The organism is Vibrio sp. STUT-A11, from assembly GCF_026000435.1.
Classification (GTDB): Bacteria; Pseudomonadota; Gammaproteobacteria; order Enterobacterales; family Vibrionaceae; genus Vibrio.
In genome coordinates this window covers 1563935-1578551 of the sequence record NZ_AP026764.1, presented here as the reverse complement: position 1 = coordinate 1578551, position 14617 = coordinate 1563935, and the positions used below count along the sequence as shown (strand labels likewise).

The window sequence follows — 14617 nt, the reverse complement described above, 5'->3', positions numbered from 1 at the left end:
ATTTAGCCCGGCATTTTTATTTTTGTCTGGTCTATTAAAGTTCTTCGCCAACGGCTTCATCAATCGCACAGCTCACATTAATCACGAGATCTTCTAGCTTAGCAGGATGGATAACATCTTCTTTCGCAATGTTGAATTGAGTTGCAACAATTGTGTTGAACAGTTCCCAGTGTCTTAACAGCATTTTCTCTCTATCATCAGCAATATCTGGCCATGTTTGCTGCATCATTGGTGCTAGCGTGACCGCCCCATGAGCAAACAGAACCATTTGCCACTTGGATTCCCAATGATCAATTTGAGCATTGGGATATTCACGGTTGTATTCTTCAAAGATGCCAGAAAAAATCGCGGCAAATTCTTCTTTCGTTTTCAAGAAGTAATCAAATAGCGCGTTATCATCTTGACGTATAGAATCTGCAATCATTTGTATAGGGTGTGGGCAGACTAACGTAAATGCCAGCATACGCACCGTAAATAGATAAATCTTTTTGTTGGATGGGGTGTCTTCTGGCATTTGGTTGATCAACTCAGCCATGTAGTCTTGCATGTACACATCCATTGCATCGCTGACGGCTTGCCAAATCTTTTCTTTACTTCCGAAGTGATGCCTGATCAAACTATGTGAAACACCTGCTTTCTCGCTGATATTTCTTAGTGAGACACGCTCGAAACCAAGCTCACAAAACATATCTGCAGCAACCTTGAGGATGACACATTTTGTGTGTTCAGCTGCTTCAGCGCTACGTCTGCCTTGCTTTCTCTCATTCATAGTTCGACATTTCCCGAGTAATAATCAACGCGTTACTTTTACCAGAAACTTGCCTATTTGACTAATTTATTTATTACACAAATGGAAAATATGTTGATCTATATCTAAATGGGAATATACTGCACGACTGTGTAATAAATTTGAATTTGGAGAGAGCGGGTGCGTAAACAATATCTAAAACGCATTTTGGTTGGCGCAGTAATGACAGTAAGTCTTACTGGACTGCTGACTGGATGCAATAAAGCCATATCAGAGCCGTCAGAACCTTTGATTAAACCTGTGAAGTTGCTGGCGGTTAAGGATTTGTCTGTGGCTGATTCCGATGCTTTTCTCGCTCAAATAGATGCAACACATCGTGCACAGTTGTCGTTTCAGGTCGGTGGTGAAGTTGAACAGTTGCTTGTCAGAATGGGTCACGATGTCAAAAAAGGCGATGTGTTAGCAACGTTGGATCCGAAAGACCTTCAATTAGCGCTGAATTCCGCCCAAGCACAATTCTCACTTGCACAAACGCAGTGGCAAAGAGCTAAGAGTCTATACAAGAAAAAGCTGATCAGTACTGACGAGTACGACCAAAAAGAAACGCAATATAAAGCGGCTTTAGCGAACTTCGAACAGGCAAAAACAGATTTAAGCTACACAAAGATCCATGCACCGTTTGATGGTGTTGTCTCTTATACGTATGTAAAACCTTTTCAGGTTGTAGGTGAGAAACAGGAAATTCTAAACCTGATTGACAACAGCACCCTGGATGTCTCTTTTACATTACCAGTAACTTACGCAGAGTCTGTATCGCTTGCTTCTTTAAAGGAAGCACACATGTGGGTGACGATGGATAGCGAACCGAACAAACGCATTCCGGGTAAGTTCAAAGAAATTTCAACGCAACCTAATTCCGATACTAATAGCTATGAAGCGATTGTGACCATCACTCGTCCTTCTGAGCGCAACTTACTTACAGGTATGACAGGCCAAGTTCATATCGCGAAACAGAATGTCTCCGACTCAGTGATATTGCCTCAGTCAGCTTGGGTGAGTAAGGAAACCAACCGTGGTGAAGTATGGGTAATGGATGGTGAAACACAACAAGTAAGAAAGGTGACATTGTCACTTGGCGACAGTGGTAGCGTTGAATCCGGACTAAAAAGTGATGATTACGTTGTTATTGCTGGTGTTGAACACTTAGTCGAAGGTCAGGTAGTTAAAGCTTGGGTTCGAGAGGGAGGTATTTAATGAAAGGTAAGTTGTTTACGGTTTCTGCTATCGCGCTTGCGGTCCTAACTGGTTGCCAAGGCGATACCCAAATGGCTTCTGAACATTCACTGTATGTTTCATCCGTATCAGTCGGTGCGCCGGTGAAAAGCCAGTTCAGAGCTTTTAAAGGGATTGTGGTTCCGGCTGAGCAGACTCCAATCGCGTTCCGGCTCGCGGGTGAAATTCAGCATGTTCTCGTAAAAGCGGGTGATGTGGTTAAACAAGGCCAAATGCTCGCCAAGCTTGATGACAGTAAAGAAAAGCAAGCAATCAACGATGCAGAAGCTCAATACACGTTGGCCATTCGCCAATTGAAGCGTGGTACAGATTTATATGATCGCCAAATGATTTCAAAAGCGGAACTGGACGAACTGACCGCGAATAAAGAGTTAGCAGAAGCGAATTTCTATAGTGCGACCAACCAGTTGAACTACACGCGTCTTTTTGCGCCGTTTTCGGGCAAGGTATCTGACGTATATAAAGAACGTTTCGAGCAAGTTGGTGCGGGAGAAACGGTACTTAATCTTTATCAAAACAACATGGTGTATGTACGCATAGAACTCTCAGACAACGTTCTGGCGCTCGTAAATCCGAAAACTGAAAATGTAAACTATCAACCTAGTGCGACATTCTCTGGCGATACGAAATCTTACTTGTTGGATTACCTGGAGTACACGAGTGAGCCGAACACCAATACTCAGACTTATGAAATGTATCTCACGATGCCCCAACCTGAAAAAGAAATCTTACCAGGTACAAGCGTTAGCGTACTGGTTGATATGGTCGAAGCGGGTATCACGTCGATTGATGGTTACAGTATTCCCGTTACGGCGCTGCAAGCAGGCAGTCACAGCAATGAGTTTTTTGTATGGAAAATGAAGGATGGCAACGTCACTAAAGTGCCTGTCGCTGTTTCACAAGTAAACGGTGAAGGCGCCATTGTCTCATCTGGCGTCAGCAGAGGCGATGTATTAGTGAACTCAAACTTACGTAAATTACGTGAAGGCAAACAGGTGGAAGTGGTGGAGAAGGGACAATAATGAACATTGCTGAGTATTCCATAAAAAATAAAGTCATCAGTTGGCTGTTCATTGTTATTCTCGCCATTGGTGGTATCACTTCATTCCTTGAGCTGGGCCGGCTGGAAGATCCAGCGTTCACCATCAAAGAAGCGATGATCATCTCTACTTATCCAGGGGCAACATCTAAGGAAGTGGAAGAAGAACTCACTTATCCGCTGGAAAAAGAGATTCGTAAACTCCCATATATTGACTTTATTACCTCAACGTCGTCGGATGGCATGTCACAAATCATGGTCAGCATGAAGATGGACTATGGTCCAGACGAGCTGCCACAAATTTGGGACGAAATGCGCCGTAAGATTAATGACCTGCAACCAAATTTACCGCAAGGTGTGCAATCTCTTCAGATCATTGATGATTTCGGTGACGTGTACGGTGTGATGCTGATGTTAACGGGTGACGACTATGACTATGTCGAACTCAAACGCTATGCTGACCATCTAACCCGTGAATTAGAATTGATCGAAGGGGTCGGTAAAGTTGATATTAGTGGCGACCAACAGGAGATGTTGTTTGTCGAGATCTCATTAGATCGCCTTGCGTCTTTAAACATTGACATGAACGTGGTCGCGAGCTTGCTAAACCAACAAAACAGTGTGGTGTCAGCAGGTGAAGTGATGGTCAATGGCGAAAGTCTCATTATTCGTCCTAGCGGTACGCTCAATACTGTAGAAGAGCTAGGAAACCTGATCATTCACGGACGGGATACTGGGAACCTGATCCGCTTGAAGGATGTTGCGACGATTTCACGTGGCATTCAGGAAAAACCAAGCAACGTGATCTTGTTTAACGGCAAAAAAGCGATCAACATTGCGATCTCTTTTGCGTCCGGTGTCAATGTGGTCGAAGTCGGTGAACGTATTGATGCTGAGCTAAGTAATCTTGAGTCCATTAAGCCGGCTGGTCTTGATATGAACTACTTCTACAACCAGGCACAAGAGGTGGATCAGTCCGTAAAGGCTTTCGTCATTAGTCTGGCTGAAGCGGTTGCGATCGTAATCATCGTTCTGCTGTTTACCATGGGGTTACGTAGTGGTGTCATCATCGGTGCCGTACTTCTATTGACGGTGTTTGGTACGTTTATCCTAATGAATTACTACAACATCGAGCTTCATCGGATTTCTCTCGGTGCTTTGATCATTGCTTTAGGTATGCTGGTGGATAATGCAATTGTTGTTGTTGAAGGTATCCTCGTTGGTCTAAAGAAAGGGCGCTCAAAGGTTCAGTCCGCCGTAGATATTGTAAAGCAGACTCAGTGGCCGCTGCTAGGGGCGACCGTAATCGCCATTACGGCATTCGCACCAATCGGGCTTTCGCAAGATGCGACGGGTGAGTTCATGGGCTCGTTGTTTTGGGTGCTTTGCTTCTCGTTGTTCCTGAGCTGGGTAACGGCTATTACGCTGACTCCGTTTTTAGCCAACCTTTTGTTAAAAGAAGAAGATAAAGAAGTTGGTGATGAAGACCAAGACCCTTACAAAGGTTGGCTGTTTGTCGCATTCGGAGCGTTACTCAAGGTTGCTCTGCGTTTTAGATGGTTGACCGTAGCCGCTATGGTGGCATTACTCGTGGGTGCAGTTGTGGCGTTTGGCAATGTTAAACAGCAATTCTTCCCGCCATCTAACACGCCGATGTTTTACGTGGATATGTGGATGCCTGAAGGCACTGATATTCGCGAAACAACGAAAAAAGCAGAAATAGTTGAAAGTTTCATTAGAGAACAAGACGATATAGATTTTGTGTCGGTATCAATCGGTCAAGGTATGCAGCGTTTTGTTCTGACTTACCAGCCCGAGAGAAGCTACGAAGCTTATGCTCAGTTCCAGGTTAGGGCAACGGATCGCGAGAATATGTTCACGCTTCTGGATACGTTGGATGCCAACTTAGCCAAGAAATTTAACGAGCCGACATTTCAGTTTAAGTTGATGGAGTTTGGTCCGTCCCCAGCGTCTAAAATTGAGGCGAGAATTACTGGTCCAGATCCACAGGTACTTAGAGATTTGGCGGTAAAAGTAGAAGACATTTTACATACCGACTCTGGTGCGAGAAATATTCGTCATGACTGGCGTGAGCGCACTAAAGAGCTCGTTCCGGCATTTAATGAGTCGAAGGCGCGTCGATTAGGGATTTCGAAAGAAGATCTGTCAAGCACATTACAGATGGCATTTGGTGGTCGCGCATTAGGTTATTTACGCGACGGAACACACACTCTGCCTATTCTGACCCGACTTCCGGAAGAAGAGCGTGTGGATTTTGAATCTCTGCAAAATGTGAATATCTGGAGCCCATCGCTACAAACTTACATCCCTGTTGATCAAATCATCGATGGTGTGAAGTTAGATTGGAATGAGCCACTGATTCAACGTCGTGACCGTAAGCGTACTTTGACGGTATTGGCTGACCACGATGTGCTGAGTGAAGATACCGCGGCAAGTTTGTTTGCTCGTGTACAACCTAAAGTGATGGCATTACATCTGCCTGATGGTTACGAAATTACATGGGGTGGGGAATACGAGTCATCGAAAGATGCACAAGATGCCTTGTTCGGCTCATTGCCGATGGGTTATTTGCTGATGTTCATCATCACCATCTTACTGTTTAACTCGGTCAAAAAACCGTTAGTTATTTGGTTTACCGTGCCGTTGTCCATTATTGGTGTGTCGTTCGGTTTGTTGACGACAAACATGCCTTTCAGCTTCACCGCATTCTTAGGCTTATTGAGCTTGAGCGGAATGATACTGAAAAACGGTATTGTGTTACTCGATCAAATTAACCTTGAATTGGCATCAGGAAAAGATCCTTATCTCGCTATTGTAGATAGTGCGATAAGCCGTGTTCGCCCAGTAAGTATGGCGGCTGTGACGACCATTTTAGGTATGATTCCCCTCGTTTTTGACGCCTTTTTTGGCTCAATGGCGATAACGATTATGGCAGGACTTGGTTTTGCTACAGTACTGACACTGATAGTAGTGCCAGTGATGTTTGCGATTCTGTTTAGGATAAGTCCCAATCGTAGTAAATAAATGGTCATTCTAGCTTGTTAAAATACTCGATAACGGCGTTGGATTTTTCGTTTATAAAGAAAGTTGATTGTAGAATAACTACTTATCGAAAATTTCCGCCTTGTTCTCAAGCATTTTTCCTGCGCTATCTTTAACCACTTATCTACTGTGATTGGAATACGACCACTGCATAAGGACTCCTGACTTGTATTGAGTCAGATTCCTGCCTAGCCCTGAGAGATTTTCTCAGGGCTTTTTTCGTATTGAGCGCTGAATAAAAAAACGCCTCTCTCAACCGGAATATGAGAGAGGCGTAATATGCCAGGGGGCTTTAAAAGAATATTAAGCAGTAACTTCTTGCTTTGCTTCTGCTTTGTTTTTAAGGAATGCGTAAGTGAAACCTGTTACCGCAGTACCTGCAGCAATTGCTACCAAGTACATCAATACTGGCGTGATTGCGTTAGGGATAAGTAGTACAAACAGACCACCGTGTGGTGCCATAAGTTTTGCACCGAACAGCATAGAAAGTGCACCTGTTAACGCACCACCTGCCATACAAGATGGGATAACGCGCATTGGATCTTTCGCTGCGAACGGGATTGCACCTTCAGAGATGAAGCATAAGCCCAGCACAAATGATGCTTTACCCGCTTCACGCTCACTTTCTTCAAATTTCTTCTTCGCAAGGAATGTAGCCAGACCCATACCCAGAGCCGGAACCATACCAGCAGCCATAATTGCCGCCATTGGTGCGTAAGTTTGAGAAGCCAGTAGACCAACACCGAACGCATAAGCTGCTTTGTTTACCGGACCACCCAAGTCGAAACACATCATTGCGCCAAGGATAATACCCAGTAGCACTGCACGGTCTGAGCCCATGTTGTTTAGGAATTCAGTCAGACCATTCATGATACCTGCAACCGGACCACCAACAATGTAGATCATCACTAAACCGGTAAACAGGGTCGCAACGAAAGGAATAATCAGAATCGGTTTGAGTGCTTCCATAGATTGTGGCAGTGATACTTTATCTGCCAAGAACTTCGCCGCGTAACCCGCAATAAAACCTGCAGCAATGCCACCTAAGAAACCAGATCCGATAGAGCTAGCCAACATACCGCCAACCAAACCCGGAGCAAGACCCGGACGGTCAGCAATCGAGAAGGCAATGAAACCTGCAAGAACCGGAATCATCAGCGCGAACGCAGAACCACCACCGATATTCATCAGTGCAGCGGCCATAGTACCTTCTTCTTTAAAGGCTTCGATACCGAACACGAAGGATAGGGCGATGATCAAACCACCAGCAACGACCACTGGAAGCATGTGCGATACACCCGTCATCAGGTGTTTGTACACACCTTTCTTCTCTTCTGTTGCGCCTTCACTTGATGCAGCGCCAGAGTGCTGGTAAACGGTAGCCTGCTCAAAGGCTTTATCCATCTCTTCCGCTGTTTTCTTAAGCGCAGGACCTGTTTTGGTGCGGTACATTTTCTTACCGTTAAAGCGGTCAAGTGGCACTTCGATATCTGCAGCGATGATAACTAAGTCCGCGTCTGCGATTTCTTGCTCAGTCAGTTGGTTTTTCGCACCGACAGAGCCGCGAGTTTCCACTTTGATTTGGTGGCCTCGACGTTTACCTTCTTCATCCAGCGCTTCCGCTGCCATAAAGGTATGTGCTACGCCCGTAGGACACGCTGTAATTGCGACAATTTTCTTAACTGAAGAGCTAGAAGAAGCTTCTGCAGGTGCTGTAGTTACTGTTGCTTGCTCAAGTAAAGTCGCACTCTCTACAGCTGTTTGCAGAAATGCCTCTGCATCTTTTGCTACAGCGCTGATATCTGATTGATAGACTTTTTTGCCAACGAAACGAGAGGTATCAACTGGAGTATTCGCAGCAATAACGATCGCTTCAGCTTGTTCAATGTCAGCGTCTGTAAGCAAATTAGGTTCAATGATGCTCGATTGACATTCAATCTTCGCATTCCAACCTAGTTTAGTTACCGCTTGATCGAGTAGTCCTGCTGCCAGGATGCTGTTTGCAACACCACTTGGACAGGCTGTAATAATGGCAATATTCATACTGATAACCTTCTGTTCCTTAGTTATTGTCTAAGTTTGTATTAGAGTTAAGCTCGCTCACTTGAGTTTGTAGCTTAATGTTCTCCAGTTCTTCCTGACTGGTAAGTCCAACGCCGACCTGACTGACTGCTAACGCAGAAAGTGCAGTGGCGAAGCGTAATAATTCGTTTTTTGGCATGACTTGCATGTGGCCCCAACATAAGCCTGCGACAAGTGTGTCACCAGCACCTACGGTGCTCACTACGTTCATTCTAGGTGGTTGTGCGCGTAGCCACTCACCTTGATTGAGCCACATCACACCGTCGGCTCCCATAGAAACCACGATGTTTTCGATGCCTTTATCGCTTAGTGTTTGCGCCGCTTCTTGGCATTGCTCTGGCGTTTCTAGGTGCGCACCAACGAAGTCACTCAGCTCTTCATCATTTGGTTTGATAAGCCAAGGGTGGGCATCGATACCTGCAGTTAGTGCCGCTTTACTGCTATCAAACAGAACTTTCTTGCCAAGTTGGTGAAGCTTCTCAATCCAAGCGGCGCACAGTTCTGGCGTTACGCCACCAGGTAGGCTACCTGCAAGCACAAAGTAGTTGTGTGTATCTGCCAGGCGGAAAAGTGTCTCTTCGAAACGGGAAATGTCTTGAGAAGAAACCTGAACGCCCGGGAAGTTGATGTCACTGACTTCGCCGTTTGATTCAACGAGTTTTACGTTGATTCGGGTAGAGCCTTCAACTTCGATAAACTCGTCTTTAACACCAATCTCTTCAAATAGCTGATGGAAAAGTTCTGGGTTATCTTTGCCCAAGAATCCAGTCACGGTCACGTCTGCACCCAAGTCACTGAGCACTTTCGCCACGTTCACACCTTTACCGGCAGCATGGAGGTTGCTTTGTTTTACTAGGCTTACTGAGCCCACTTTTAACGCATCGACCGAGCCTGTAAGGTCCAGCGCTGGATTGAGCGTGATCGTGACGACTTTGTTGGTTTTTGTGCTAGTCATAACCATCCCTTAACCTTCACCAAGGCCAGATGCGATTGCGTTACCGATTGATTCTAGTGCTTGAGCGGCATCTGGGCCTTCAGCAGAGAACTGAAGCTGGTGGCCGTGTTTCACACCCAAGGCGATAACTTTCATTAAGCTTTTCGCGTTTACTGTTTTACCGTCACCGTCTAGGTTAGACACCTGAATTTTTGATTCGAATTTTTTAGCTTCTGCAACCAGCATTGCACCTGGACGAGCGTGCAGACCATGCGAATTTTTGATTTTGAACACGGCTGTGTTTCCATCTCCGGAAGCAGCTGGCGCCATTTCCTCGCCTTTAAACAGAGCAAGGACTTGTTCAGCAGATGCGTCTAGTAACTTGCCGTGTTCTTTGTTAAACACAAGCTGAGAAAGCGTATTTAACATAGGCTGGTGAGCATTGTTGCAAGCGGCAAAAGCAACCAATGCTCGTACTGGCTGACCTTCGTAGTTACAGTCATTCGCGGTTGAGACAAAAGAAACACCTGTACGGGTTACTTGCTTGTTACTACCAACCAGCCATAGACCATTGCCAAGGTTAGTTGGCGCTTTAGTTACAAGATCCGCAACAAACTCTTTGTCCGCACATCCGGTATTTTTAAGTAGTCCGCCAGCGACTGCGCTCATTTGAACCATATCGCTAGCAGGGAAATTGAGCTGAATAAGTGACGCATCGAAGTCAGCTTCAAGCTGAACATCACCATGAAGTAGGGCGATAATGTCATCTTCGCTTTTTGCTGTGCGCAGACGTTCTTCGACTCCATCAGCACCCAGAACTTTCGTTAGTTGTTTAAGGATGCCCAAGTGTTCATCAGATTTAGCAGCGATACCAATAGCAACAAATACTTTATTGCCATCGCCCCATTCAACGCCGTCAGGGAAGTGATGCACTGCCACACCAGTGGTTTTTACCATTGAGCGAGTGTCGGTTGTTCCGTGAGGTATCGCAATACCATTGCCTAAAAAGGTAGAGTTTTGGTTTTCGCGATTAAGCATGCCTTCTACATAACCTTGCTCAACCAAACCTTTTTCAGTCAGGCTCTGGGCAATGCTTTTAATTGCTTCAAACTTATCTGTCGCAGATTGTGATAGGGTAATGTCGTTCTTACTTAGCTTAAGCATGGTGCTCTCCAGCATTAAGGTGTCAATTTAAAATTTATTTCGGTTGTGCTTCTTTACGTCGTCTTAAAGATGATGGCGTTAGCGCCCAACATTTCTTGTCTAATTTATTTGTTTTTATGTTTTGCTGAAACGATTCAGCAGTGCGTTAAATTTTTTAAGAACTTCAGCAAAACTATTTAAATCAATCGTTAATTCTCGTTCTTATTATCCTAGACCATGTCACTGACTATTGCCGTGTTTTGGTGATTTAGGTCTATTTTTAGGTTTTTGCTGAATCCTTTCAGCTTTTATACTGAATCGGTTCAGCATATAATTCAACTTATCGTCGGATCATTGATGTATTATTATGATCACGCGCACAGATTAAGGTGAATAATATGACACTGGATGAAATAGCTAAATTGGCAGGTGTTTCGAAGACAACTGCGAGCTATGTAATCAACGGGAAAGCGCAGAAATACCGAATAAGCGAGAAAACGCAAAAGAGAGTGATGGCGGTTGTCGATGAACACAACTACAAGCCAGATCATGCGGCTTCCGCTTTACGGGCAGGTAACTCACGTTCGTTCGGGCTTATCATTCCAGATTTGGAAAACACCAGTTACGCTCGTTTAGCAAAACTTATCGAACAAAACTCGCGTAAAGCGGGGTACCAAATTTTAATCGGCTGTTCTGATGATGATCCGGAAACCGAGCAAAAGGTTGCTGAAGCGTTGATCAGTCGTCGTATTGATGCACTGTTTGTTGCGAGCGGCATGCCAAACGCCAACGAGTTTTATCTCAAATTGCAAAACTCAGGGACGCCGGTTATTGCACTCGACCGTCCAATGGATGACGAGCATTTTTGCTGCGTGCTTAGTGAGGATTTTGACGCGGCCCTGGAACTGACCGAATCGGTACTGTCAAACGAGATAAACTCTGTCGGATTGATCGGTGCATTGCCTGATTTGCAGATATCTAAGGAGCGTGAATTGGGCTTTCGATCTGCATGCCAGCAAGGAAATAAAACGGTTCAGGTCGGCTATGGCCAGCAGTTCTCTCGAGAAGAAGGTAAAAAGGTGTTGGAGAAATGGTTGGCTGACGATCATCTTCCTGATGCTATGGTCACCACGTCTTACACCTTACTTGAAGGTGTTTTAGACATGATGTTGGAACAGCCAGATTTAATGAGCAAAGTGCGTTTAGCAACGTTTGGTGATAATCGTCTACTGGACTTTCTCTCTGTAAAAATTAACTCCTTGCCTCAGCAATTCGAAGTCATTGCGGACAGTGCAATGGAACTCGCATTGAATGCTTCTGCAAAACGTTATAAGCCTGGAGTGGAGCTCATTCCTCGTAAGATAGTGAAGCGCCAGTAATAATTGATTTGCTAACACTACAATTTAACCTCTACCGTCAGTGCGACAAATGCATGGTCGCTGGCGTACTTATCCCTCTCATATGAGGGATTAATCAAATGCTGATCTAACACTTGATAGTCAACGACGTCGGCGACTGAGACATCGGAATGTTCATCGAACTCTTGTGACAGCAAGATGTAGTCGAGCGCATTGCCTTTAGAGAAATGATAGTGCGTCGCAGGACGATCGTTGAGCGTCGGTGACACTTGTAAATCCCAACCATCTTTGAGTTGCAACTCAGTGACACTGTCACTAAAGATTTCAGTTAATACGCTGTTTACGCCGTTGTTTGTGATGGGTTGATTCATATCACCCATTAAAACCGTTGGCATCGGCGAGTTTTTGTATTGATTCTGCATTGAATCTCGAAGCATGGCGGCTTCCCATCCACGTTGCTGCGTTGATATCCAGCGCGCCAATACGCGGCTTGCGTCTTCAGCGTTATTTGAATCTGCGGGACGTTGCGACTTCAAATGCACAACGTAGACGGCTATATGACCAAGTGTTGGATGCACAATCTGCGCGTAAATTGGCTTACGACTGAACTCTGGTGAAGCACTAATCTCAAATGGGATGAGCGAGCCTCGATCAAACGTGACGGGTTGAACTTGTTCTATCGGAAAGCGAGATGCGATCGCGACTACCGGATGGGTGTAAATGTACTCGTCTTCTACATGAGGTGTATCGACAGTGGCAAAGTGAGGGTAGCCAATGCTTTTAAAAAATGATTTTGTTTCTTCGATACTGAACACTTCCTGCAAGCCAATGATGTCAGGTTCAAGCTTTTCGATTTGATTTTGCGTCCAGGCAAGCTTTCCTTGCCATTGTTCTCGAGAATAAATGTTCTCAAAGTCGTAATAAGCATCAGGTGGGGCAACAAAATTAAATAGGTTCGCCGTAACAAAAGTTATCTGGCTTGGTCTGGACAAAATGCGTTCTCGTTTTAGAAATTATCTGGACAGTATATACATAAGCCTTTGTCAGTTGCAGGTTTAATCCGAGAACTTAGCACAAACAGCACGTTGAAATTTAGCCTGAGGAACATGCAAAATTACTCTGAGGTATCTATTTTTTGGCAATCAGTTTAAACTCCCGATCAATAGCATAAATGAGTAAATGACATGACCCAAGATTACGACCACGAAGCTTATTTAGATAATGAAGAGTTTGAAGGCGAAGAGATAGAAATCGAAGCGATAGGTATCGAAGTGGATGCCCACCCAATCGAGTTGTATAAGCTTTTCAAAATCGCAAACTTGGTAAGTGGTGGTGGTGAAGCCAAGCACATCATCGATGAAGGTTATGTCGCAGTCAACGGTGAGCTTGAAACAAGAAAGCGTCGCAAAATGTACGATGGCGATTTTTTCGAGTTCAATCAAGAGTACTACGTTGTTGTTTGTGACGCGCCAGTCACAGAAGCTGAAGCGAAAGAAGCAAAACCTAAGCAAGTCGCGCAAAAGCAGCAGAATAAATCTAAGCCTTCGTCTAAGCAGAAAAAACCTGCAAGCAAACTGAATAAAAATAATAAAGCGGCTAAGCCGAAGAGCAATAAGAAGATCGCTGCGGAGAACAAACCAAAGCCAAGTCGCGATCCGAAAAGCGGACGTAACTCTATCGATTTCTTCTGATACTGATGTGCGAACGTGTTTATCAACTAAAAGCGCCGATATTAGGTTCAATCTTACTAGTTAAGATCCTATAGTCTGAAATTGAACTGTGTTCTCTCAACTGGGTCATTCCAGCGAGCCATGGCGAGACTAGGAATCTAGTATCAGCGTGCTGAGATGTTTTCGTCACCACTTTAATAACAAAGTACTCGGGTATTAGATTCTGAATCACACTCCTTCGTCGCTGTTCAGAATGACCGGGTGCTTTAACATGCACTGCTATAAAGTGATTGGCGTTAACCAATACTTTATGTCTTATCGCCTTTTAGTCCGAATTCAATCAGAATAAGACTTCGATTTCTTTTCTACATAGCGAAAAAACAGCGAAAGCCCAAAGCAGACGATGAAGTAGGTGAAACCTACGAACAACCAAATCTCAAATATATAACCTGACGAATTCGCCATTTCCGTTCCAACAAACGTCATCTCCTGGATAGAAATAAGAGAGACAATCGAGGTGTCTTTGACTAGCGAAATGGTTTGACCGGCGAGTGCAGGGGTGATCGCTTTAAGCACTTGCGGGGCGATGACAAAGCGATACTTCACCCAAGGTGACAGGCCCAAAGAGTCTGCCGCCTCCCATTGACCTTGTTCGATACTCTGCAAGCCAGCCCGAACGACTTCCGCGATGTATGCCGATGAGAGTAATCCAACACAAAGTACGCCAGATGCGAGGTTCTCCCAAAGCTGTGCAGGACCAAATAAAAAGTGTTGGAGTGAATTAGGCTCACCTTGATAATTTCGTAAAAGTGACTCTAATCCAAGCAGGGGTATCAATTGATTAGAAATAAAAAAGTAGAAGATAAACACGAACACCAAAGGTGGAATATTTCTTACCAATTGAACAAATGCATTAGCAGGTGTCCGTAGCCAAACGGAAGGTGAGAAACGAGCTAATCCAAGTGCTGTACCTAATACCAGTGCCAAGGTGAGCCCCCAAAGGCTCAACCTAAGCGTAGAGAGTAAGCCTTGGAAAAAATAAGGGAGACTGCCGTCAGCTCTAGGAGTAAACAGCAAGGTTAATGCTTCCGACCAGTGCCAAATGTAATTAATGCCAACGGTTGAGCGATAGTAGAACCAGTATCCTACAGTTGCGCAGACAACCACCAATACTGCGTCGAGCAGAGTAAACCGTGTCCGTATCGAACCTGGTCTTGCTCTACTTGGAGCGAGTCGAGTGCTGGTTTGTCCGCCCAAATTTGTTGTCTCCAATCATTCATGAATATT

At 44.8% G+C, this 14617-nt stretch carries 11 protein-coding genes; 5 read left to right on the top strand and 6 right to left on the bottom strand.

The genetic code is table 11. The features are described from left to right. Positions 1 to 34 precede the first annotated feature (34 nt). Positions 35 to 769 (bottom strand): TetR/AcrR family transcriptional regulator, encoded by a 735-nt coding sequence (locus OO774_RS22730; RefSeq protein WP_264906949.1) that lies wholly within the window; start codon positions 767 to 769, stop codon positions 35 to 37. A 159-nt stretch (positions 770 to 928) separates the two neighbouring features. On the opposite strand from OO774_RS22730, the gene OO774_RS22725 reads away from it, so the two are divergent. Genes OO774_RS22725 through OO774_RS22715 form a run of 3 tightly spaced genes read left to right on the top strand, consistent with a single transcriptional unit; the run spans position 929 to position 6125 of the window. After that, a complete protein-coding gene (locus tag OO774_RS22725; RefSeq protein WP_269469173.1) occupies positions 929 to 2002 on the top strand; it encodes an efflux RND transporter periplasmic adaptor subunit in 1074 nt (357 codons plus the stop codon). Then, entirely contained in the window at positions 2002 to 3063 is a 1062-nt protein-coding gene (locus OO774_RS22720; protein WP_264906948.1) for an efflux RND transporter periplasmic adaptor subunit, read from the top strand. The genes OO774_RS22725 and OO774_RS22720 overlap by 1 nt, the downstream gene beginning before the upstream one ends. Continuing rightward, positions 3063 to 6125 (top strand): efflux RND transporter permease subunit, encoded by a 3063-nt coding sequence (locus OO774_RS22715; RefSeq protein WP_264906947.1) that lies wholly within the window; start codon positions 3063 to 3065, stop codon positions 6123 to 6125. The genes OO774_RS22720 and OO774_RS22715 overlap by 1 nt, the downstream gene beginning before the upstream one ends. Before the next feature lie 321 nt (positions 6126 to 6446). Here OO774_RS22715 and fruA read toward each other — a convergent pair whose 3' ends face one another. Genes fruA through fruB form a run of 3 tightly spaced genes read right to left on the bottom strand, consistent with a single transcriptional unit; the run spans position 6447 to position 10323 of the window. Continuing rightward, positions 6447 to 8186: a PTS fructose transporter subunit IIBC gene (gene fruA / locus OO774_RS22710; protein WP_264906946.1), complete on the bottom strand. Its 1740-nt coding sequence runs from the start codon at positions 8184 to 8186 to the stop codon at positions 6447 to 6449. Positions 8187 to 8205: 19 nt separating this feature from the next. Further along, complete coding sequence (gene pfkB, locus OO774_RS22705; protein ID WP_264906945.1) at positions 8206 to 9180, bottom strand: 1-phosphofructokinase; 975 nt, start codon at positions 9178 to 9180, stop codon at positions 8206 to 8208. A gap of 9 nt (positions 9181 to 9189) precedes the next feature. After that, complete coding sequence (gene fruB, locus OO774_RS22700) at positions 9190 to 10323, bottom strand: fused PTS fructose transporter subunit IIA/HPr protein (RefSeq protein WP_264906944.1); 1134 nt, start codon at positions 10321 to 10323, stop codon at positions 9190 to 9192. Between the two features lie 377 nt (positions 10324 to 10700). Between fruB and cra the strand changes: the two genes are divergently transcribed. Next, the gene (gene cra / locus OO774_RS22695) at positions 10701 to 11681 is read left to right on the top strand and encodes a catabolite repressor/activator (RefSeq protein WP_264906943.1); all 981 of its coding nucleotides are present in this window, start codon (positions 10701 to 10703) and stop codon (positions 11679 to 11681) included. A gap of 17 nt (positions 11682 to 11698) precedes the next feature. Here the strand turns inward: cra and OO774_RS22690 are convergent, their stop codons facing one another. Then, complete coding sequence (locus OO774_RS22690; protein WP_264906942.1) at positions 11699 to 12652, bottom strand: endonuclease/exonuclease/phosphatase family protein; 954 nt, start codon at positions 12650 to 12652, stop codon at positions 11699 to 11701. A 192-nt stretch (positions 12653 to 12844) separates the two neighbouring features. On the opposite strand from OO774_RS22690, the gene OO774_RS22685 reads away from it, so the two are divergent. After that, on the top strand, positions 12845 to 13351 hold the full coding sequence (locus OO774_RS22685; RefSeq protein WP_264906941.1) for an RNA-binding S4 domain-containing protein: 507 nt from the start codon (positions 12845 to 12847) through the stop codon (positions 13349 to 13351). 315 nt (positions 13352 to 13666) lie between these two features. Here the strand turns inward: OO774_RS22685 and OO774_RS22680 are convergent, their stop codons facing one another. After that, positions 13667 to 14587 (bottom strand): amino acid ABC transporter permease, encoded by a 921-nt coding sequence (locus OO774_RS22680; RefSeq protein WP_264906940.1) that lies wholly within the window; start codon positions 14585 to 14587, stop codon positions 13667 to 13669. Positions 14588 to 14617 lie beyond the last annotated feature (30 nt).

What these genes read in the sequence shown, in the direction of transcription:
- OO774_RS22715 (WP_264906947.1), top strand. Translation starts at nt 3,063, where the DNA reads ATGAACATTGCTGAGTATTCCATAAAAAATAAAGTCATCAGTTGGCTG.
- OO774_RS22720 (WP_264906948.1), top strand. Translation starts at nt 2,002, where the DNA reads ATGAAAGGTAAGTTGTTTACGGTTTCTGCTATCGCGCTTGCGGTCCTA.
- OO774_RS22685 (WP_264906941.1), top strand. Translation starts at nt 12,845, where the DNA reads ATGACCCAAGATTACGACCACGAAGCTTATTTAGATAATGAAGAGTTT.
- pfkB (WP_264906945.1), bottom strand. Translation starts at nt 9,180, where the DNA reads ATGACTAGCACAAAAACCAACAAAGTCGTCACGATCACGCTCAATCCA.
- cra (WP_264906943.1), top strand. Translation starts at nt 10,701, where the DNA reads ATGACACTGGATGAAATAGCTAAATTGGCAGGTGTTTCGAAGACAACT.
- fruB (WP_264906944.1), bottom strand. Translation starts at nt 10,323, where the DNA reads ATGCTTAAGCTAAGTAAGAACGACATTACCCTATCACAATCTGCGACA.
- OO774_RS22730 (WP_264906949.1), bottom strand. Translation starts at nt 769, where the DNA reads ATGAATGAGAGAAAGCAAGGCAGACGTAGCGCTGAAGCAGCTGAACAC.
- fruA (WP_264906946.1), bottom strand. Translation starts at nt 8,186, where the DNA reads ATGAATATTGCCATTATTACAGCCTGTCCAAGTGGTGTTGCAAACAGC.